Source organism: Streptomyces clavuligerus (genome assembly GCF_005519465.1).
Lineage (GTDB): Bacteria > Actinomycetota > Actinomycetes > Streptomycetales > Streptomycetaceae > Streptomyces > Streptomyces clavuligerus.
In genome coordinates this window covers 4,057,488-4,077,936 of sequence record NZ_CP027858.1, presented here as the reverse complement: position 1 = coordinate 4,077,936, position 20,449 = coordinate 4,057,488, and the positions used below count along the sequence as shown (strand labels likewise).

The 20,449-nt window shown below is 72.4% G+C and carries 17 protein-coding genes; 8 read left to right on the top strand and 9 right to left on the bottom strand.

The genetic code is table 11. The features are described 5' to 3' along the window. Positions 1–11: 11 nt before the first annotated feature. Together CRV15_RS17165 and CRV15_RS17160 are read right to left on the bottom strand one after the other, a co-directional pair. On the bottom strand, positions 12–1,808 hold the full coding sequence (locus tag CRV15_RS17165) for an ABC-F family ATP-binding cassette domain-containing protein (RefSeq protein ID WP_003953764.1): 1,797 nt from the start codon (positions 1,806–1,808) through the stop codon (positions 12–14). Between the two features lie 167 nt (positions 1,809–1,975). Beyond that, positions 1,976–2,791 carry a class I SAM-dependent methyltransferase gene (locus CRV15_RS17160; RefSeq protein WP_003960760.1) on the bottom strand — a complete coding sequence of 272 codons (816 nt, stop codon included), beginning with the start codon at positions 2,789–2,791 and terminating at the stop codon, positions 1,976–1,978. A gap of 321 nt (positions 2,792–3,112) precedes the next feature. Here CRV15_RS17160 and CRV15_RS17155 point away from each other — a divergent pair, with 321 nt between their 5' ends. From CRV15_RS17155 to CRV15_RS17145, 3 genes are all read left to right on the top strand, one after another. Then, positions 3,113–3,418, top strand: a complete 306-nt coding sequence (locus CRV15_RS17155) for a hypothetical protein (protein WP_003960761.1) — start codon at positions 3,113–3,115, stop codon at positions 3,416–3,418. Positions 3,419–3,499: 81 nt separating this feature from the next. Next, positions 3,500–3,886: a hypothetical protein gene (locus CRV15_RS17150; RefSeq protein WP_003953768.1), complete on the top strand. Its 387-nt coding sequence runs from the start codon at positions 3,500–3,502 to the stop codon at positions 3,884–3,886. 77 nt (positions 3,887–3,963) lie between these two features. Further along, on the top strand, positions 3,964–5,211 hold the full coding sequence (locus tag CRV15_RS17145; protein ID WP_003953769.1) for a helix-turn-helix domain-containing protein: 1,248 nt from the start codon (positions 3,964–3,966) through the stop codon (positions 5,209–5,211). 844 nt (positions 5,212–6,055) lie between these two features. Here CRV15_RS17145 and CRV15_RS17135 read toward each other — a convergent pair. The 6 genes from CRV15_RS17135 to rsmI form a co-directional block, all read right to left on the bottom strand. Next, positions 6,056–7,030 carry a 4-(cytidine 5'-diphospho)-2-C-methyl-D-erythritol kinase gene (locus CRV15_RS17135; protein ID WP_003960765.1) on the bottom strand — a complete coding sequence of 325 codons (975 nt, stop codon included), beginning with the start codon at positions 7,028–7,030 and terminating at the stop codon, positions 6,056–6,058. After that, positions 7,027–7,860, bottom strand: a complete 834-nt coding sequence (rsmA, locus tag CRV15_RS17130) for a 16S rRNA (adenine(1518)-N(6)/adenine(1519)-N(6))-dimethyltransferase RsmA (protein WP_029182946.1) — start codon at positions 7,858–7,860, stop codon at positions 7,027–7,029. Before rsmA ends, CRV15_RS17135 begins: the two co-directional genes overlap by 4 nt. A gap of 226 nt (positions 7,861–8,086) precedes the next feature. Then, complete coding sequence (locus CRV15_RS17125; protein ID WP_009996429.1) at positions 8,087–9,850, bottom strand: ubiquitin-like domain-containing protein; 1,764 nt, start codon at positions 9,848–9,850, stop codon at positions 8,087–8,089. A gap of 251 nt (positions 9,851–10,101) precedes the next feature. Continuing rightward, positions 10,102–10,971 carry a TatD family hydrolase gene (locus tag CRV15_RS17120; protein ID WP_003953773.1) on the bottom strand — a complete coding sequence of 290 codons (870 nt, stop codon included), beginning with the start codon at positions 10,969–10,971 and terminating at the stop codon, positions 10,102–10,104. Between the two features lie 121 nt (positions 10,972–11,092). Beyond that, positions 11,093–11,566: a hypothetical protein gene (locus CRV15_RS17115; protein ID WP_003953774.1), complete on the bottom strand. Its 474-nt coding sequence runs from the start codon at positions 11,564–11,566 to the stop codon at positions 11,093–11,095. Between the two features lie 298 nt (positions 11,567–11,864). Further along, positions 11,865–12,734, bottom strand: coding sequence for a 16S rRNA (cytidine(1402)-2'-O)-methyltransferase (gene rsmI, locus CRV15_RS17110; protein WP_044972393.1), 870 nt, complete (start codon positions 12,732–12,734; stop codon positions 11,865–11,867). 344 nt (positions 12,735–13,078) lie between these two features. Between rsmI and CRV15_RS17100 the strand changes: the two genes are divergently transcribed. Then, complete coding sequence (locus CRV15_RS17100; protein WP_003953776.1) at positions 13,079–14,851, top strand: dolichyl-phosphate-mannose--protein mannosyltransferase; 1,773 nt, start codon at positions 13,079–13,081, stop codon at positions 14,849–14,851. A gap of 235 nt (positions 14,852–15,086) precedes the next feature. Here the strand turns inward: CRV15_RS17100 and CRV15_RS17090 are convergent, their stop codons facing one another. Continuing rightward, positions 15,087–15,515, bottom strand: coding sequence for a PPOX class F420-dependent oxidoreductase (locus CRV15_RS17090; RefSeq protein WP_003953777.1), 429 nt, complete (start codon positions 15,513–15,515; stop codon positions 15,087–15,089). A gap of 245 nt (positions 15,516–15,760) precedes the next feature. Here CRV15_RS17090 and CRV15_RS17085 point away from each other — a divergent pair, with 245 nt between their 5' ends. The 4 genes from CRV15_RS17085 (at position 15,761) to CRV15_RS17070 (ending at position 20,375) form a co-directional block, all read left to right on the top strand. After that, entirely contained in the window at positions 15,761–17,359 is a 1,599-nt protein-coding gene (locus CRV15_RS17085; RefSeq protein ID WP_003953778.1) for a penicillin-binding transpeptidase domain-containing protein, read from the top strand. A gap of 220 nt (positions 17,360–17,579) precedes the next feature. After that, a complete protein-coding gene (locus CRV15_RS17080; RefSeq protein WP_003953779.1) occupies positions 17,580–18,152 on the top strand; it encodes a YbaK/EbsC family protein in 573 nt (190 codons plus the stop codon). A 312-nt stretch (positions 18,153–18,464) separates the two neighbouring features. Next, a complete protein-coding gene (locus tag CRV15_RS17075; protein ID WP_009996438.1) occupies positions 18,465–19,298 on the top strand; it encodes a hypothetical protein in 834 nt (277 codons plus the stop codon). A 240-nt stretch (positions 19,299–19,538) separates the two neighbouring features. Continuing rightward, positions 19,539–20,375: a hypothetical protein gene (locus CRV15_RS17070; RefSeq protein WP_009996440.1), complete on the top strand. Its 837-nt coding sequence runs from the start codon at positions 19,539–19,541 to the stop codon at positions 20,373–20,375. The last annotated feature ends 74 nt before the right edge of the window (positions 20,376–20,449 follow it).

Sequence of the window (20,449 nt, the reverse complement as noted above, 5' to 3'; positions counted from 1 at the left end):
GGCCGGTCGGCTCAGGCGTCCTCGGCAAGCTCCAGCCAGTGCAGCTCCAGTTCTTCCCGCTCACCGGCGAGTTCCCGCAGCTCGGCGTCGAGTTGGGCGACCTTCTCGAAGTCGGTGGCGTTCGCCGCGATGCGGTCGTGGAGCGCCGTCTCCTTCTCGGAGATCTTGTCCAGCCTGCGCTCGATACGGGCCAGCTCCTTCTGCGCGGCCCGGGCCTCTCCGGCGGACTTGGCCTTGGCCGGGGGCGCGACGGGCGCCGGGGCCGCGGCCTCGATCATCTTCTGGCGGCGCTCCAGATACTCGTCGATGCCGCGCGGCAGCATCCGCAGGGTGGCGTCGCCGAGCAGGGCGAAGGTCCGGTCGGTGGTGCGCTCCAGGAAGAACCGGTCGTGCGAGATCACGACCATCGAGCCGGGCCAGCCGTCGAGCAGGTCCTCCAGCTGGGTCAGGGTCTCGATGTCGAGGTCGTTGGTGGGCTCGTCGAGGAAGAGGACGTTCGGCTCGTCCATCAGCAGCCGCAGGAGCTGGAGGCGGCGGCGCTCACCGCCGGAGAGGTCGGCGACGGGTGTCCACTGCTTCTCCTTGCTGAAGCCGAAGCGCTCGCAGAGCTGGCCCGCGGTCATCTCCCGGCCCTTGCCGAGGTCGACCCGGTCCCGGATCTGCTGGACGGCCTCCAGCACCCGGAGGGCACCGGGCAGCTCGGTGACGTCCTGCGAGAGGTAGGCCAGCCGGACCGTCTTGCCGACGACGATCCGTCCGGCGTACGGCTGGGTCTCGCCCTCGGTGCGGGCGGCCTCGGCCAGGGCCCGCAGCAGCGAGGTCTTTCCGGCACCGTTGACGCCGACCAGGCCGATCCGGTCGCCGGGGCCGAGCTGCCAGGTCAGATGCTTCAGCAGCACCTTGGACCCGGCCTGGACACCGACGTCCTCCAGGTCGAAGACCGTCCTGCCGAGCCGTGCGTTGGCGAACTTCATCAGCTCGCTGGTGTCCCGGGGCGGCGGCACGTCCGCGATCAGCTCATTGGCCGCCTCGATCCGGTACCGGGGCTTGGAGGTCCGGGCGGGCGCGCCCCGGCGCAGCCAGGCCAGCTCCTTGCGGACCAGGTTCTGCCGCTTGGCCTCCTCCGTGGCGGCGATGCGCTCGCGCTCGGCGCGGGCGAAGACATAGTCGCTGTAGCCGCCCTCGTACTCGTACACCGAGCCGCGCTGGACGTCCCACATGCGGGTGCAGACCTGGTCGAGGAACCAGCGGTCGTGGGTGACGCAGACCAGGGCGGAGCGGCGGGTCTGGAGGTGGCGGGCGAGCCAGGCGATGCCCTCGACGTCGAGGTGGTTGGTGGGCTCGTCCAGGACGATGAGGTCCTGCTCGGCGATGAGCAGCTTGGCGAGCGCGACCCGGCGGCGCTCACCGCCGGAGAGCGGAGCGATGACGGTGTCCAGGCCCTGCGGGAACCCGGGGAGGTCGAGCCCGCCGAAGAGCCCGGTGAGCACGTCCCGGATCTTGGCGTTGCCCGCCCACTCGTGGTCCGCGAGATCACCGATGACCTCGTGCCGGACGGTGGCCTCCGGGTCCAGCGAGTCATGCTGGGTGAGCACCCCGATGCGCAGCCCGCCGCTCTGGGTGACCCGGCCGCTGTCCGGCTCCTCCAGCTTGGCGAGCATGCGGATCAGCGTGGTCTTGCCGTCTCCGTTGCGTCCGACGACACCGATACGGTCGCCTTCGGAGACGCCGAGGGACACGGTGTCGAGCAGGGCGCGGGTGCCGTACACCTTGCTGACGGCCTCGACATTGACCAGGTTGACGGCCATTTTTCTCCATGCTGGGGCGGGACGGGGTCGGCCTTCCAGGGTAGTCCGCCCCTGGACCCGTCCTCCCGGGGAGGCCGCCCCTGGGCCCCGCGCCCGGACAGGGGGCGTGGCGAGGTCACCGTCCGCACACGCTCCGTATGAGGAGGGGCGCTCGCGGACCGGGCGGGTCATCCCCTCCGGCACACGAGCAGACCTCCCAGGCAGGTGATGCGGAACGCCCCCTCCGCCCGGATGGTCTCCTCGACCCGTTCCCGGGCCCGTTCGACGGTCTCCCGGAACGGGACACCCATCCGGTCCGCCCAGGCTTCGTACGAGGCCAGGTGGGCGACGACCGGTGCGGAGTCCGTCACCGTGACCACTCCGGGCAGGGGGATCGTACGGATGTCGGCGAAGACCGCGCCCAGGGTCGCCGGAGCGTCCTCCAGGGTGAAACGGGCGGACAGCCGCACCCGGGCCGGGCCCTCCGGAACACCCAGGACATCACCGGCCGCCCGGCTCCAGAGGGTTTCCAGCTCCCGTTTGTCGCTCCGGCTGTTGGTGGAGACGACCGCCACCCCGCCGGGGGCCAGGACCCGGCCCAGCTCCCGCACGGCCCGGGCCCGGTCCTCCACGTGGTAGAGCATGTGCAGCGCGAGCACGGCGCCCAGGGTCCCATCGGCGACGGGGAGCCGCTGAGCATCCGCGACGACAGCTCCCGGCAGACCGGCGAGAATGCCGGGGGAGACATCCAGCGGCAGCACGGCCAGACCGGGCCGCTCCTCGCGCACCCGCCGCACGAACGTCCCGTTGCCACAGCCCACATCCGCGACCGGGCCCCGCACACCGGCCAGTTCGTTCACGACCAGACCCGGCATGTCGTGGCGCGGCGACTGCCACCGGTAGAGCGACTGTCGGGCAGCCAGATGCCGGTCCGTTCCATACGCCCTGGTCGAGAGAAGACCGCGGTCGGTGACCGAAAGATCGCGCGCGGGGTGGGCGGTCATCAGTGCTCCGTGGGGTGGTCGGCAGGCGGTGAATAACGCGAACAGGGGCTGGGCCCGTGTGATCCTATGCGCGGCAGCCCCACGGGCCGTCGGCACCAGGCCACCGCGGGATGTCGCACGATCGGGCGGTTCGTCCCTCGTCCGGCGTCTTCTCCCGTCGCCGAGGCGTAGGACGTGGTGGCATGCGCCTGGGGGACAAGCATTGGTGGGGTGCCGTCGTCTGTTGTCGCTGTACCGGAAGGATGCCGGTCTTCTGCACTCCCCGGGACGCAGGTGATCACGCGAAGAGGATCGATGAATTCATCAAGGACCACATCCGCTGTGCATAGCTGGCACTTTGTCATGCATACCCTGGAACCCTTCACGCCGGAGCAGTCCGACACCATCGACGGGCTCGACAGCTTCGCCGACGGATTCCTGGGCCCGGAAGAGGGGCCGGGGTACTCGAAGTTCGTCTGCTACTTCCCTGCGGAAAGCCTCCGGGACGCCATGGTTCAGGCGTTGGAACGCGTGGCAGAGGTGCCGGGCGTACTGATCCGCAGTATTGAGCTGACGCCGCATTCGCTCGACCACAACGGTATGGCAACCCCCGCCGTCGTCCCTGCCTTTGAGGACCCGGTGGTCTGACTCCTACAGCCCCGCAGGGACGGGTCCCGCGCAACCGTACGAGGCATCCCCACAAGCCCTCGTCACCACTACGCTGCCTCCGTGCCTTTTCACAAAATCTGGTACGACGTCAGCGCTCCGGGTACGGCGGCGGACAGCCGGGTCGAAGTGCTTGAGGACCCGGTCGGCACATGGATCGGCGCGACCGACGGGCCGCATATGCCGTCCGTGATCCGGACGATCAGGGACGGCCATCACCCGGCCTCCGCCACGATCACCGTCACGCGCATGGCTCCCGTGACCCGCTGGAGGCTCCGGTACGTCCTGGACACCGGCGACGGCATGCACGGCCTGGAGCCGGGCACCGAGCGGGTCCTCGACGTGGACGACCCCGCGCTGACCGTCGAGAAAGCGCACCGCATCGTCCACGAACACGCGGGCCACGGCGCCATGTTGCTCAAAGCTGAGGGATTCACCGCTCAGGAGTGAATCCGATGGGCAGCAGCCCTGTGAAAGGCCCTTCGCCGTCGTACCGTTCCTCGTGGGCGCCAGGAAGGAAAACCAGCATGCCGCAATGGAACGAGTACAGCGACGGCGAGCGCATCAAGATCCTCCGAGGCAAAGAGATCCGGCAGTCCGATCTCGCCGAAATGACCGGCCTCTCACTGCCGACCATCCAACAGGCTGAACAGGGACGTCGGCTGACTCTCCGCACACTCATGAAAATCGCGGTCGCCCTGGGGGTCGACACCTCCGTCGTCCTCGGCCAGCAGGCACCGCGCCGCAGCATGGACCGCGCCGACCGGACCACGCTCCGGGACCTGTCCCAGACCGTCCACGACACGGCCGCCGGAATCCTCCCCGACGCCATCGACGACGTCCCCTCCGTCGCGGAACTGCACGAGACCGCCGCGGCATGCTGGGACGTCTACTGGCAAGGCGCCTACATGGAGGCGGCGGCCCTCGCGCGCCCGCTCTTGGTGCAGGCCGCAGCCCGGCTTCGCGAGCAGTCGGCGGCCGGCCGGGGCGAGATGCACGGAATCCTCGCCGACGCCTTCCGGCTCGCCGCGTACGTGGCGAACCTGACCAGCAGCCGGGATCTCGCCTACGCGGCGATCGGGCACGCCCAGCACGCCGCCTCCCTGGCGGCCGACGACCTCCGTCAAGCCCTTGTCCTGTCCGGGCGCGCCTGGGTGTACCTACGGGACGCGCGGCTCTCCGACGCCCTCACCTTCGCCGAGCGCGCGGCGACGGACATCGAGCCGAAGTTCTCCACCGCGACCGTGGGGGAGTTGGTGGCCTACGGATCGCACATCAACTTCGCCGCCGTCGTCGCCTCCCGGCTGAACAACCGGGACCGGGCGGAGGACTATCTCTCCCAGTCGCACGCGGCCGGGGCCCGGATGGGCCGGGAGCACAGGGCCCACGGCACCGTGTTCGGACCGGTGTCGGCGACCACCCAGGCGGTCGGGATCAACGTGGCGCTGGGAGAGACGGGGAAGGCGCTCGCGCTGATCAGCGAGATCAAGCCCACGCACGAGGGGGCCCTTTCGACGGCCGCGCGGAACCGCTACGCGATGGACAAGGCGCTCGCCCAGGCCGACGCGCGGATGTGGGACGCGTCGCTGGAGACGCTGGAGACCGCGTTGCTCGCCGATCCGAAGTGGGCTCGGCACCAGGCGTTGCCGTCGGTGATCGTGCAACGGGTGACGCGGGGCTCCACGGCCCGCCTGAGGCGCGTGTCCAAACTGGTCGGCACGGCACCTCCGCCCGTGAGCGGCTTCCTTCCCGCCACCGCCCGTACCGCCCTCTGAGCCCTCTGGGTCGTACGACTCGTACGACCCAGGACTGCTGAGAGCAGACCGGCACCACGCCCCGTACGGGTCCCGGTCCCAGACATGCACGGCGGCGATACGGGGCGTCTCTTCATGTGCGCGGACAGTGACGAGACCCTGGTCGCATGCGCACTCCCCAGCAGCAGGACCGTCGCAGAGCCCTCGCCGACGCGGCGACCGGCCAGCACACCCCACGACGCGGAAGCCGATGATGCGCCAGCCCCTGAGCCAGAGGCTTGAGCTGAACCCGTTCGACTTCGGCCCCTGTGCCTGTCCCCGCCCCGACTGCAAGCTGAAGAAGAAGCCTCGCGCCGACGGCCCCAAGCCGCCCGTGCCCGTCGCTCTTGACGAGGGCGACGATCGCCGACCGGCGTCGCATGGGCCGTTGAGCGACGAAATACTCCGCCTCCCCCGTTTGACGGAAGCCCCGCACCCGGGTGGGCCGTCTGCCCGTGGTGGGGGGTGCAGGGTCGTCCCCGGAAGGGACCGGCGGAGAATCACCCGCGCCTGGACGTCGGACCTCGGTCTGCCGGCCCTGAGGAGTCGAGCCCGGAGGCCCCCACATCCCGCACCTGACGGGTGACCCGAGCACAACAAGCCCGTTGGGGGTACCCCCTCTGGGGGAGATTGAGGACGGACCCCGCACCCAACGGAAAACCTCACGCGCAAGCCAACGGACCCCCGCGCGGCCCCATCGTCGGGGGCCAGCCCCCGAACCCCCGCGCCTCAAACGCCGGAGGGGCTGAATGTGCGCGGAGCAACCTCCCCCAGAGGGGGCACCCCCACGAGGCTGATTTTTGCGGCCTCGGTCTCCCCCCAGAGGCTAAAGGACCGTCGCGCCCGCCGCAGGCGACGTCGCCGTGTGGGTCGCCACGCATGTACCCGAGGCCAGGAGGGCCCGAGCGATGGCCACCGCGGAGACGGCGTCAGACGCCAGGAAGGCCGTCGTGGGGCCCGAGCCCGAGACCAGGGCGGCGAGGGCGCCCGCCGCGCGGCCCGTGGTGAGGGTGGTCGCGAGGGAGGGGCGGAGGGAGAGGGCCGCGGGCTGGAGGTCGTTCGACAGGGCCGCGCCCAGAGCGGGGGCGTCGCCCGTGCGCAGGGCCGCCAGCAGCGGCTCCGACGCCTTCGGCGCGGGGACGCGCACGCCCTCGTTGAGGCGGTCGAACTCCCCGTACACCGCGGGCGTCGACAGACCCCCGTCCGCGACGGCGAACACCCAGTGGAACTCCCCGCCGACCTCCAGCGGCGTCAGCCGCTCGCCCCGGCCGACGCCCAGCGCCGCCCCGCCCACCAGGCTGAACGGCACATCGCTGCCGAGCCGCGCGCACAGCTCCAGCAGCTCGGCCCGCGAGGAGCCGAGGCCCCACAGCGTGTCGCACGCGAGCAGCGCCGCCGCGCCGTCCGCGCTGCCGCCCGCCATGCCCCCGGCGACGGGGATCTCCTTGGCGATGTGGAGGTGCACATCCGGGGCGATCCCGTGCCGCTCGGCGAGGAGCTTCGCGGCGCGGGCGGCGAGGTTGGTGCCGTCGAGGGGGACCTGCGCCGCGCCGGGGCCCTCGCAGGTGATCGTCAGCGTGTCCGCCGGGCGGGCGGTGACCCGGTCGTACAGCGACACCGCGAGGAAGACATTGGCGAGATCGTGGTAGCCGTCCGGGCGGGCGCCGCCCACCCCGAGCTGGATATTGACCTTGGCCGGGACACGGACCGTGACCGTGTCGGCGCCCCCGCCCCCGGCGGCCTCCGCCGCACCGCCCTCCCGTACGCCGCTCTCCGTCACGCCGTTCTCCGTCACGCTCACGCCTTCGCCTCCGCGATTCGTGCGAACTCCTCCACCGTCAGGGACTCGCCCCGCGCCTGCGGGGAGATCCCGGCGGCCACGAGGGCCGCCTCCGCCGCGGCGGGCGATCCCGCCCAGCCCGCGAGCGCCGCCCGCAGCGTCTTGCGCCGCTGGGCGAAGGCCGCGTCGACCACCGCGAAGACCTGCGCCTTGGTGGCGGTGGTGCGCGGCGGGTCCCGCCGGACCAGCGACACCAGGCCGGAGTCCACGTTCGGCGCGGGCCAGAAGACATTGCGCCCGATCGCGCCGGCGCGCTTGACGTCGGCGTACCAGTTCGCCTTGACCGAGGGCACCCCGTACACCTTGTTGCCGGGCGCGGCGGCCAGCCGGTCCGCGACCTCGGCCTGCACCATCACGAGGGTGCGTTCGATGGTCGGGAAGCGGTCGAGCATATGGAGCAGCACGGGCACGGCGACGTTGTACGGGAGGTTCGCGACGAGCGCGGTCGGCGGCGGTCCCGGCAGCTCCCGTACGAGCATCGCGTCGGAGTGGACGAGCGAGAAGCGGGGCGCGCGCTCCGGCATCCGGGCGAGGATCGTGGCAGGCAGCGCGCCCGCGAGCACGTCGTCGATCTCGACGGCGACGACGCTGTCGGCGGCTTCGAGCAGGGCGAGGGTCAGCGAGCCGAGCCCGGGGCCGACCTCGACGACGACATCGTCCGCGCGGACCTCGGCGGTCCGCACGATCCGGCGGACGGTGTTCGCGTCGATGACGAAGTTCTGCCCGCGCTGCTTGGTGGGGCGCACACCCAGCGCCGCCGCCAGTTCGCGGATGTCGGCGGGGCCGAGCAGCGCGGCGGTGTCGGTGCTCTCGGTGGTGCCGGTCGTCCCGGTCGCGTCGGTCGTCCCGGTCGCGTCGCCGGAAGGCTCGGAAGGCTCAGTGGTGCTCACCGATACAGCCTACGGGTGCCCACAGCCCACGGGCGCCCGGCGGAAGGACACGGCGGCTCGAAGGGCACGGCGACTCGAAGCACACAGCGGCTCACGGCACACGGCGGCTCACGGCACACGCGTCGGCTCAGCGGAAGAGCCGACGCCCGCAGTGCGGCCAGGGCGCGGCGCCCCGCCGCGCGTAGAGCCTCTTCGCGCGGTAGGTCTGCTCGGCGGCGGAGGCGTCCTGGGGCCGTCCGCTGCCGCCCGTCGAGTGCCAGGTGCCCTGGTCGAACTGGTAGAGCCCGCCGTGGGTGCCGGAGGAGTCCACCGCGCCCGCCCGGCCGCCGGACTCGCAGTGGGCGAGCGCCTGCCAGTCGAGCCCGTCCGAGCCGCCGGAACCCCCGGAGCCGGTGCCCGCCGTCCGCGCCCGCACGGGCGCGTTCCGGGTGCCGACGTGGACCCGGTGGGTGACCGGCGGCCGGACCACCACGTCCGCGATCCTGCGGGGCTCGCGGCGGACGCCGTCGACGGTGCGCAGCTCGTAGGTGACCCGGCGGACCCCGGGGACGCCCTGCTGGGCGACGGTCTCCGTCCCCGCCGCCAGCCCGGGGTCGGCGACCCTGACCACCTCGTAGGGGATGGACTCCTCACGGACCTCGCGGGCTCCGCTGATCCGCAGCACGCTCACGTTCTGCCCGTCGCGCGGGAAGGCGTCCAGGGGGACGGACGTGGTGTCCTCGTCGCGCAGGAGGATGCCCGCCTCGCTGAGCGCCTGGCCGACGGTGAGGGCGTGGGTGCGGACGCTGTGGGTGCGGCCGTCGGCGCGGAAGGTCACGGTCCGTTCGGTGCGGACGTCCAGCGCGAGGCCGGAGCGGGGGATGGGCCGGGAGCCGGGGGCGGAGAGCCGGGCGCCCGCCGTGGGGACGGCGAGCAGACGCAGGGCGTCCCCGACGGTGCGGGCGGTCGTCCACAGGGTGCGGCGGCGGCCGTCCAGGGTGAGCGAGAGGGGCCGACCATAGCGCACCTCGACGGCGTCTCCGCTGGTCAGCTCGGCGGTGGTGGCGGGGGACACCCGATCGTGCGCCCCGGTGCCGACGCCCGCGTCGGCCAGCAGCTCCCCCACGTCGTCGGCGAACGTGTGCAGGGTGCGGGTACGGCCGTCGACGGTGAGCCGGACGGCCTTGTCGCCCGCGACGAAGGCGGCGGTGCCCCCGGCGAGGACGGCGATCACCAGGGCCTGCGGGACGAGCCTGCGCAGCCCGGCGTCGGGCGCCCTGGTGGTGGACGGGGCGCGGCGGCGGCCCGAGGGCGCCCGGTGGGCGGGCTGCCGTCGGCGGGGCGGCGGGTCGGGCTCCCGCAGCGGACGGAAGGTGCCGAGGATCAGTTCGTCCGCCGCGCCCGCACCGGTCGCCTCGCTCAGCTCGTCCGGCTCGTGGCGGTCACGCGGGGGCGGGTGGGGCACCGGCGCGGGCGGAGGTGCCTGGGGCGGGTGGTACGGCGACTGCGGCGCGTACGGGGTTTGCGGCGCGTACGAGGGCTGCGGGGTGTACGCGGGCTGTGGGGTGTACGGCTCCTGCGGCGTGTACGCGGGCTGCGGAACGGTGGGGCCGTACCCCCAGCCGTACGCCTGCGGGTGGCCGTGGCCGTAGCCCTGGGGGCGCCCGTACCCGTACGCCTGCGGATGCCCGTAGCCGTGGCCGGGGGTGTACGCGGGCGGAGCGGTCTGCTGCGGCGGCACGGGCACGCCCCCGGGGCGCGGGTCGCCGACCGGGAAGGCCCGGACGAAGGGGTGTCCCCGGAGCGGACGGCCCTGACCGTCGGAGCGACCGGGGTGGTCCCGGTCGAGCAGGTGCTCCCCGGCGCCGTACCCGCCCTGCCCACCGCTGCCCACCTGGCTCAGATCGCTCACGACCACGCTCCGTAGGTCCGGGGTCCGGTGCCCTCGGAAGCGCTGCCGGACCCCGTGACGCTACCTGAGCGGCGGTCACTCTCCCAAGTGGTTCGACTACTCGGCGTTGCGAACGGTAGGCTCCAGCGGCCTTCGGGCCGGGCCCGGGGGCGCCGGAGCACGACCGGAGCACGGCCGCACCCGCCACCGGACCGGTCACCGGACCCGCCACCGGATCAGCGGTCCGGTCAGTGGCCGGATCAGTGGTCCGGTCAGTAGTCGAACGCCTCGGCCGTATTGGCCGCGACCGCCGCCGCGAGGGTGTCCTCGTCGAGCCCCTTCACCGCCGCCATCGCCCGCAGGGTCACCGGAATCAGATAGGGCGCGTTGGGCCGCCCCCGGTACGGAGCCGGGGTGAGAAAAGGGGCGTCCGTTTCCACCAGAACGAGTTCCTTCGGGGCGACGGCGAGAGCGTCCCGCAACGGCTGGGCATTCTTGAAGGTCACATTCCCGGCGAACGACATGTAGTACCCCGCGCCCGCGCACACCGCCGCCATTTCCGCGTCGCCGGAAAAACAGTGGAAGACCGTGCGCTCCGGCGCGCCTTCCTCCGCGAGAATGCGCAGGACGTCCGCGTGGGCGTCCCGGTCGTGGATGACGAGTGCCTTGCCCCGGCGTTTCGCGATCTCGATATGCGCGCGGAACGAGTGTTCCTGCGCGGCGATGCCCTCGGGACCGGTGCGGAAGTGGTCCAGGCCCGTCTCGCCGACCGCGCGGACCTGCGGCAGGGCCGCCAGCGCGTCGATCTCCGCCAGCGCCTCGTCCAGCGCGCCGGGGCCCCCGGACGGCCGCTCGCCCCGGCGCGACCAGCCGTCCGGGTCGCCCAGCACGATCCGGGGCGCCTCGTTCGGGTGCAGCGCCACCGCCGCGTGCACGCCCTCGTGCTCGGCGGCCGTCCGCGCGGCCCAGTGGGAGCCCTTGAGGTCGCAGCCCACCTGCACCACGGTGGTCACCCCCACAGCCGCCGCCCGGGCGAGCGCCTCCTCCACGGTGCCCTCCTGCATGTCCAGGTGGGTGTGGGAGTCGGCGACGGCGACACGGAGCGGTTCGGGCAGCGGCGGCGGGGTGGACTTCGAGGTCATGACCGCGATCCTACGAGGCCCGCGCGCCGGGCCCCGGGGGCGAGGGGCGAGCCTCCGGGACCCGGACGGAGGGCCCGACGACGGCGGGGCCCGGCCCTCGGGGCTGCTCGGGCGGCGCCGCTCAGCGGCGGCGGCCGGGCAGCAGGTCCAAGAAGCGCCAGTGGCGCTGGGGCTTGGAGGCCCGCTCCTCCCGTGCCTGGGCCTGGGGCGGGGACTGCGGGTCGGGCGGGGACTGCGGGGGCAGGGGCTCGGTCAGCGCCTCGGCGCCGATCGGCCCGGCGATGGGCGCGGGGCCCGTCTCCCGGACGGAACGGGGTGCGCGGGAGCCGCCCGAGCCCCGCGCCATCAGGTCCAGCACGGAGGAGACCTGTCCGGAGCGCATGATCCGGACAACATGGCCACCGCAGCTCATGCAGGTGGGACTCGACAGCGGGGACGGCACCCGGGCGCCGTTCGCCTTGTACACGACGTACTCGTGTCCGGCGGCGTCGATGTGGTGCTCTATTTCATAAGCCTGTTCCCAGCCGTAACCACACCGCATACAGGCGAAGGCGTATGCCTCATGGACCTTGGCGGCGCCTGCGATCTCAGTCATGCCAGCTCCTCTCCACCTGATCCAGTGGACGCCCATTCCGGCGGGAGCGCATCAATGACTGCCGAATGTTGAAGCGCTCTTTGGCCTTCCCTGGCCTTCCCGTTCCGAATCCGCCCCGGAGCCGGTCTGTGCTTTGCCTTCCACGGTAGTCCTTTACCGTTTCCGGGGTCCTGTCAAGCGAACGGGACCCCTCGGACAGGGGCACCCGGGGCCGGGGCGCGGGGCGGGGCAGGCAGGCCGGGCGGACGGGCGGGGAGCCGTCAGGCGGGGCAGGCGGGGCGGACCGGACGGGGAGCCGTCAGGCGGGGCCCGCCGCCTTCTTCGCCGCCACGACGGCGTCGAACACCACCCGCTTGGGCACCCCCGTCTCGGCGGCCACGGCGGCGATGGCCTCCTTGCGGCGCTCGCCCGCCTCCTCGCGCGTCCGGACCAGGGCGGCCAGCTCTTCCGGGCCGAGGTCCTCGGGCCGGGGCGCGGGCGCGCCCTCGACCACGATCGTGATCTCGCCGCGCACCTCGCCGTCCGCCGCCCAGGCCGCCAGCTCGCCGAGGCCGCCCCGCTTGACCTCCTCGTAGGTCTTGGTCAGCTCCCGGCAGACGGCGGCCCGGCGCCCGGCGCCGAAGACCTCGGCCATCGCCGCGAGTGTGGCCGCCAGCCGGTGCCGGGACTCGAAGTAGACGAGGGTGCGGCGCTCGGCGGCGTTCTCCCGCAGCCGGGCCAGCAGCTCGCCCTGCTTGCGCGGCGGGAAGCCCTCGAAGCAGAAGCGGTCGACGGGGAGCCCGGAGAGGGCGAGCGCCGTGAGCACGGCGGAGGGGCCGGGGACGGCCGTGACCCGGATGCCGCGCTCCACGGCCGCCGCCACCAGCCGGTAGCCGGGGTCGGAGACGGAGGGCATCCCGGCGTCAGTGACCAGCAGCACCCGGTCCCCCGCCGTCAGCGCCTCGACGAGCTGCGGGGTCCGGGCCGACTCGTTGACCTCGTGGTACGAGACCACGCGCCCCGACGGGCGGACGCCGAGCGTCTGGGTCAGCCGGCGCAGCCTGCGGGTGTCCTCGGCGGCGACCACGTCCGCGTGGGCCAGTTCGACGGCGAGCCGGGGCGGGGCGTCGGCGGGGTCGCCGATCGGGGTTCCGGCGAGGACCAGCAGTCCGGCGCCGCGCGCCGGGATCGGCGCCAGGTCCGCCACGGGCCCCGGCGCGCGCCCGTCCCCGTCGCCGTCCGCATCCGCGCCCCCGTCAGCGCTCTCGTTCCCGTCCCCGTTCCCGTCCGGGTCCGCGCCCCCGCGCCCGTCGCCGTCCGGGTCCGGGCCCCCGTCCCCGACGTCGTCCGGGTGGCCGCCCCCGTACACGGGGGAGGCGTCCGGGGCGGAGCTGTCGGAAACGGACCCGGCGGGGTCGGCGGAGGCATGCGCAGTGGTCACGCGCCCCATTCTCCCAGGGGACCCGCCCCCGCTCAGCCGGGCCCGTGCCACGGCGGCGCACCGCGCACACGGACGTTCCCTACCATGGCGCGGTGACCAGTACCGCGCCACAGACCCTCCAGGGCGGAGATGCCGACCAGCGGCCCCCGGGCCGACAGCAGCGGCTGCGCCGTTACGGCTATGTCCCCCCGTCCGTGATCGGGCTGCGCGAACGCCTGGTCCCGCCCTTCACCCGGCCCTCCGACCGGCTGTGGCCGGTCTTCGGACTCGGCCCCGGCGCCGCGGACGCCGTCGTCCGGGCCTCCGCCTGGCTGGGCCCCCTGCTCGTCGCGCTGATCGCGGGCCTGCTGCGGTTCTGGAACCTCGGCAGGCCCGACGCGGTGATATTCGACGAGACGTACTACGCGAAGGACGCGTGGGCGCTCGTCAACCAGGGGTACGAGGGCCACTGGCCCAAGGACGTCGACCGGAAGATCCTCGGCGATCCCTCGGCCGTCGCCGTCCCCACCGACCCCGGCTATGTGGTGCATCCGCCGGTCGGCAAGTGGGTGATCGGCCTCGGCGAGAAGATGTTCGACTTCACGCCCTTCGGCTGGCGCTTCATGGTCGCGGTGCTCGGCACCCTCTCCGTGCTGATGCTCTGCCGGATCGGGCGGCGGCTCTTCCGCTCGACCTTCCTGGGCTGTCTGGCGGGGCTGCTGCTCGCCGTGGACGGGCTCCACTTCGTCATGAGCCGGACCGCCCTGCTCGACCTGGTGCTGATGTTCTTCGTGCTGGCCGCCTTCGGCGCGCTGCTGCTCGACCGGGACTGGTCCCGGGCGCGGCTCGCCGCCGCGCTCCCCGAGGACGGCAGTGGGGTGCTGCGGCCGGACGCACGGCTCGCCGAGTCCTTCCGCTTCGGCTGGCGGCCCTGGCGGATCACCGCCGGGGTGATGCTGGGCCTGGCCGCGGGGACCAAGTGGAACGGGCTCTATGTGATGGCCGCCTTCTGTGTGATGGCGGTCCTGTGGGACGCGGGCGCCCGGCGCACGGCGGGCGCGCACCGCCCGTACCGTGCGGTGCTGCGCCGGGATCTGCTGCCCGCGTTCGTCTCGACGGTGCCGGTCGCGCTCGTGACCTATCTGGCCACCTGGTCGGGGTGGTTCGCCACGAAGGGCGGCTACTTCCGGGACTGGGCGGACCACCGCTCCGGGCTCTCCCCCGACCATCTCACGCTGCCCCTGCTGGGCCGGATCGAGCTGCCGCAGTTCGGGATGGACTGGGTCCCGGCGGCGCTGCGCAGCTTCTGGCACTACGAGTCCGAGGTCTACAGCTTCCATGTGAATCTGAAGTCCGGGCACACCTATGAGTCGAACCCGTGGAGCTGGATCGTCCTCGGCCGTCCCGTCTCGTACTTCTACGAGGACCCGGCGCCGGGCACGGACGGCTGTCCCGCGGGCGCCAAGGAGAAGTGCGCGAGCGAGGTGCTGGCGCTGGGGACCCCGCTGCTGTGGTGGGCGGCGTGCTTCGCGATCGCCTATCTGCTGTGGCGCTGGTTCTTCCGCCGCGACTGGCGGGCGGGCGCGGTGCTGTGCGGGATCGCGGCGGGCTGGCTGCCGTGGTTCCTGTACCAGGAGCGGACGATCTTCCTGTTCTACGCGGTCGTCTTCGTGCCGTTCCTGTGTCTGGCGGTGGCGATGATGATCGGGGCGATGCTGGGGCCGCCGGGTTCGGACGAACGGCGGCGCGCGGTCGGGGCGGTCGGCGCGGGGGTGCTGGTGCTGCTGATCGTCTGGAACTTCATCTACTTCCATCCGCTGTACACGGGTGCGCCGATCCCGATGGAGGAGTGGCGCGACCGGATGTGGCTGGACACCTGGGTCTAGGTCGTGTCGTCAAAATCCCGTCTGCGTCGCGACGCCTTGCACGCACATCTGCTGCGTTGTCGTCAGTCGCCGATGCTCCGCATGGACTCCCTCCTCCGCCTTGCATCTGCACGCACCATGCGCCGCACCGCCCGTCCTCCGGACAGACGACGCTATTTCGACGACACTCCCTAGCCCGGCCTGTCCCACGGGTCCGGCCCCGGGCCGGGCCGTGGGACGGCCCGTCGGCGGATGGTCAGTCGGTGAGGTTGCTGAGCGCCACGGCCTTGCTGACCCGGACCCTGACGGTCAGCTCCCCGGGGGTGCCGTTGCGGCGGCCGAACTCCTCGGCCTGCTCCTCCCCCATGTAGCGGGCGGCGATCCGGGTCGCCCAGTGCAGGGCCTGTTCCGGGTCGTCGCTCAGCTCGGCCTGGCCGTGGAGCAGGACGAAGCCGAACGGCGGCTGCTCGTCGTCCACGCAGATCGCGACCCTGCTGTCCCGGGCCAGATTGCGGCCCTTGACCGTCCCGGCACCGGTGTTGAACACCACCTCGTCCCCGTCGAGCAGAAACCAGACCGGGGCGACGTGCGGACTGCCGTCGGCCCGTACGGTCGAGAGCTTCGCCGTGCGCGTGCCCTCGGAGACAAACCCGTGCCACTCACTCTTCATCATAGTTTTAGCCATATGACCATATTCCGATGGTTCGGGATGACGGCCGGTCAGACGCGCCGGTGCGCACCCTCCGTGACCCCGCGTGTATGCCTTCCATGACGACCGTCCCGGGTCCGTAACAAGGAGGTCCCGGGTCCATGACGCCCTCAACCGAGTCCCTTAGGGTTCAGCGCGTATGACCTGCATGAACGTGACCTGCACGGATACGGGGGCAGACGGGCCGGGCGGGTCGGACGCCGAGGAGGGATGGCAAGCAAGTGCGCAGCGGAGCGAAGGTCGCCGTGGCCGGCGGGGTGTTTCTGATCGTCGCCGGAGGTGTGGGCTACGGGGGGTACACCGTGTTCGCCGGGGCGTCCGGGGAGACCAGAAAGACCGGGCCGCTGAGCACCGAGGAGATCGATCAGGCCGCCGGGGACTTCCTCACCGCCTGGGCGGGCGGACGCGGCGGTGAGGCGGCCCGGCTGACCAATCGGCCGGTGGAGGCGGAACCGCTGCTCAACGGGTACCGCAAGGACGCCCGGGTGTCCCGGGCCGAGATCACCCCGGGGACGCCGACCGGCGCCACCGTCCCGTTCACGGTGAAGGCGACCGTGACCCACGAGGGCGTCAGCAAGCCCTGGACGTACACCTCGCGGCTCACCGTCGTCCGGGGCGAGTCCACCGGACGGCCGCTGGTCGACTGGAAGCCCGCCGTGGTCCACCCCGAGCTGAAGCCGCACTCCCGGCTGCGGACGGAGGTGTCGGCCGCCCCGCCGATCAAGGCCCTGGACCGCGAGGGGCGCGAGCTGAGCCGGGAGACCTACCCGTCCCTCGGTCCGCTCCTGGACGTCCTGCGGCAGAAGTACGGCAAGGAGGCGGGCGGCACGCCCGGCGTGGAGCTGGTCGTCACCGGCAGCGGGGAGACCGCCGACCGCACCCTGCTCACGCTGGGCAAGGGGACGCCGGGGACGCTGAGGACCACCCTGGACGCCGAGGTGCAGGCGGCGGCCGAACGGGCCGTGAAGAAGCACGAGCAGGCGGCGGCGGTGGCCATCAAGCCGAGCACGGGCGAGATCCAGGCGGTCGCCAACAACCCGGCGCACGGCTTCAACGCGGCCATGCTGGGCAAGCAGGCGCCCGGGTCCACGATGAAGATCGTGAGCGCGGCGATGCTGCTCGACCGGGGGATCGTGGACGGTCCCGGCGCGAAGGTGGAGTGCCCGCCGACGGTCCAGTGGGACGGCGCCACCTTCCAGAACCTGGAGAAGTTCGGGCTGACCGACCCCACCTTCCGGCAGGCGTTCGCCCGTTCCTGCAACACGACGTTCATCAAGGCCATACCGGAGCTGGGCGCCGAGTCGGGCTCGGCGCTGGGCGCCACGGCGAAGAAGTACTTCGGCATCGGGCTCGACTGGAAGACGGGCGTCCCGAGCTTCGACGGCGATGTGCCGGTGTCCGCCGGGACCGAGACGGCGGCCTCGTACATGGGCCAGGGCCGGATCACGATGAACGCGCTGAACGTGGCGTCCATCAGCGCCACCGCGAAGAACGGCGCGTTCAAGCAGCCGGTGCTGGTCCCCGCGGACCTCGACGGCCGGAAGCTGGCGACGGCCGAGCCGCTGCCCGCGCCGATCGCCGCCGCGCTGCGGGAGATGATGAGGGCCACCGCCGTGGAGGGCAGCGGGGCCGTCGTGATGGGGGACGTCTCCGGCGACAAGGGCGCGAAGACCGGCTCCGCCGAGGTCAACGGGCAGAAGTCCAACAGCTGGTTCACGGCGTACGCGGACGATCTGGCCGTGGCGGCGGTCGTCCAGGCGGGCGGCCGGGGCGGTGAGGCCGCGGGACCGGTGGTCACCGAACTCCTCAACGCCCGCTGAGGGCGGGCCGGACGGCCGTGCGCCGGGGTCCGGCCCGGGTACCGGCCCCCCGGCGGCACCCGGTCCGCACGGCTGCCGCCGGCCGCGGTGACCGGTCCGGGAGCGCGCTCGCGGACCGCGCGGGCTCCGGCGGGGACGCGGACCGCGCGAGTTCCGGCGGGGACGGAGATCGCGCATCCTCGTCGCCCGGTCCGCGCGGCTACCGCTAGCGTGGCCGGGCATGAGCAACCCTGACACTTCCGAAACTCCCGCATCCCAGAACCCCGTTGCCCCGCAGGACCCGGCCCCGCAGGGTTCGGACGCCCTTCAGGACTCCGGCGCCCACCCGCGTTTCGCCGAGGCGCTGCGCGCGCTGGGCCTGGAGGTCCCCGTGCGCCGCTTCCCGGACGCGACCCGTACCGCGGCCGAGGCCGCAGCGGCCCTCGGCTGCGACATCAGCGAGATCGTCAAGTCGCTGGTCTTCGCGGCGGACGGCGTCCCGGTGCTGGTGCTGATGGACGGCTCGTCCCGGGTGGACGTGGAACGGGTCCGCGCCGAACTGGGCGCGGGCGCCGTCACCCGCGCGGACGCCGCCCTGGTGCGGAGCACCACCGGGTACGCCATCGGGGGCGTGCCGCCCTTCGGCCATGTCACCCGGACCCGGGTCCTCGCCGACCGGGGCCTGTTGAACCACCCGGTGGTGTGGGCGGCTGCGGGCACCCCCCACACCGTCTTCCCGCTCGAACCGAAGGCGCTGATCACGTACGCGGGCGGCACGCTGGTGGACGTCCGGGAACGCGCCGACGGCGTCTGAACGACGGCTTCCGCGCGGCGGGAGCGACCACGGCGACCGCCGTGACGACCGCCGTGACGACGGCCGCGGTGACCGCTGCGGTGACCGCTGCGGTGGCCGTCGCGGCGGCGAGCGGCGGCGGCGAGCGGCGGCGGTGGCTGAAAGTCAATGCCCGAGCATGCCCGGACTATTACCGAGAAATATTCATGTTCAGCGCAACCATGGTCATCGGTCGCGAGTCTGGAGTGAATGAGTCAGCAGACTCACCCGAACTCGGGTTCCTGGAGACGCGTGCACTCACCGCGTCTCGGAGCCCCTTGCGAACGGACTCATATGCGCTTCCGTGTTTCCGCGGCCGTGCTGACCGGCGCCCTCGCCGCCACGGCGCTCGCCGTGCCCGCCGCCGCGCACGCCGACGACAAGTCGGCCTTCCGCGCGGACCTGAAGAAGTACGCCGCCCAGGGCAAGGCCCGTGACGTCGCCCAGGGCGACACCCGCATCCTCAGCGCCTCCATCAACGGCGGCAAGCCGATCGTCCTCGGCACCCACGGTGAGAAGAAAGTCGACATCGTCATCACCGCGAAGGACAACAAGGGCATCGCCCGGGGCTACGCGCAGCTCTGGCGCGGCACCGACTTCGACAACCCCCAGGGAATCTTCTTCACCGACCAGGAGGATGTCGCCTGCTCCAACAAGGGCACGACGGGCACCTGCAAGCTGACGATGACCCTCGACCCGGAGCTGGAGTACAACACCGCCGCGGGCGGCGGCTGGAAGCTCCTCGTGGCCGCGCTGTCCAAGGACAACACCGCCGCCGCCAAGTACGCCGTCACGACCACCAGCATCCAGCGTGACTCCCGGCTGACCGTGGACGCCGCCCCGGAGCCGGTCACCAAGAACACCAACCTGACCGTCACCGGCGCCCTCACCCGCGCCAACTGGGACACCGGCACGTATACGGGCTACTCCGCCCAGCCGGTCAAGCTCCAGTACCGCGCCAAGGACGCCAAGACCTACACCACCGTCAAGACGGTGACGACCGACAACGTCGGCAAGCTCAAGACCACCGTCAAGGCCACCGCCGACGGCTACTACCGCTACAGCTTCGCCGGCACCTCCACCACCAAGCCGGTCACCACCGCGGGCGACTACATCGACGTCCGCTGACCCACAGCACACCACCCCACGGCGGCAGCCCGCGCACCCAGCGCCGGACTGCCGCCGTCGGCGTTCCCCCCTGCCGACGGGCCCGCGCACTCCCCGAAAAGAAGTGTCCCGGGGCGTACAACCATGGGACCCTCTTGCAGGTCTGAACCGGTGAGTCAATAGACTTATCGGACTTTCGGGGTTCTCACAGACGCGTGCACCCACGCGTTGCGGAGCCCCCCTGCCCACACAAGGACTTGCATGCGCTTCCGTGTTTCCGTCGCCGTGGTGACCGGCGCCCTGGCCGCCACCGCTCTCGCCGCCCCCGTGGCCACCGCCGCCGACAGCGTGCCGGCTCTCCCCGCCCTGTCCGGCAAGGGGTACGCGTCGAAGGCCAAGTCGGACGACGTGCGTGACGGCGACACCCGCATCACCAGCGTCAGCGTCAACGGCGGCAAGCCGATCGTCCTGCACGCGACCGACACGAAGAAGGTCACCGTGACCTTCACCGCGAAGGACAACCGCGGCATCGCCGCGGGCGACGTCTGGCTGTGGCGCGGCACCGACCCGTACGCCGCCGAGGCCCTCATCCTCTCCGACGGTGAGAAGGCGTCCTGCACCAACAAGGGCACCACCGGCACCTGCAAGGCGAACTTCACGTTCGACCCGTGGGACCACACCAACGACCTGGCGGGCGGCGGCTGGCGGGTGGCCATCTACGCCGAGGGCAAGGACGGCGACGGCGAGGTGAGGTTCCGCTATGGGAGCACCAGCATCCAGCGTGACTCCCGGCTGACCGTGGACGCCGCCCCGGAGCCGGTGAAGAAGAACGCGAACCTCACCGTCACCGGCGCCCTCACCCGCGCCAACTGGGACGTCAACCGCTACACGGGCTACTCCGCCCAGCCGGTCAAGCTCCAGTACCGCGCCAAGGACGCCAAGACCTACACCACCGTCAAGACGGTCACCACCGACAGCGTCGGCAAGCTCAAGACCACCGTCAAGGCCACCGCCGACGGCTACTACCGCTACAGCTTCGCCGGCACCTCCACCACCAAGCCGGTCACCACCGCGGGCGACTTCATCGACGTCAACTGACGTCCGCTGACCCACAGCACACCACCCCACGGCGGCAGCCCGCGCACCCAGCGCCGGACTGCCGCCGTCGGCGT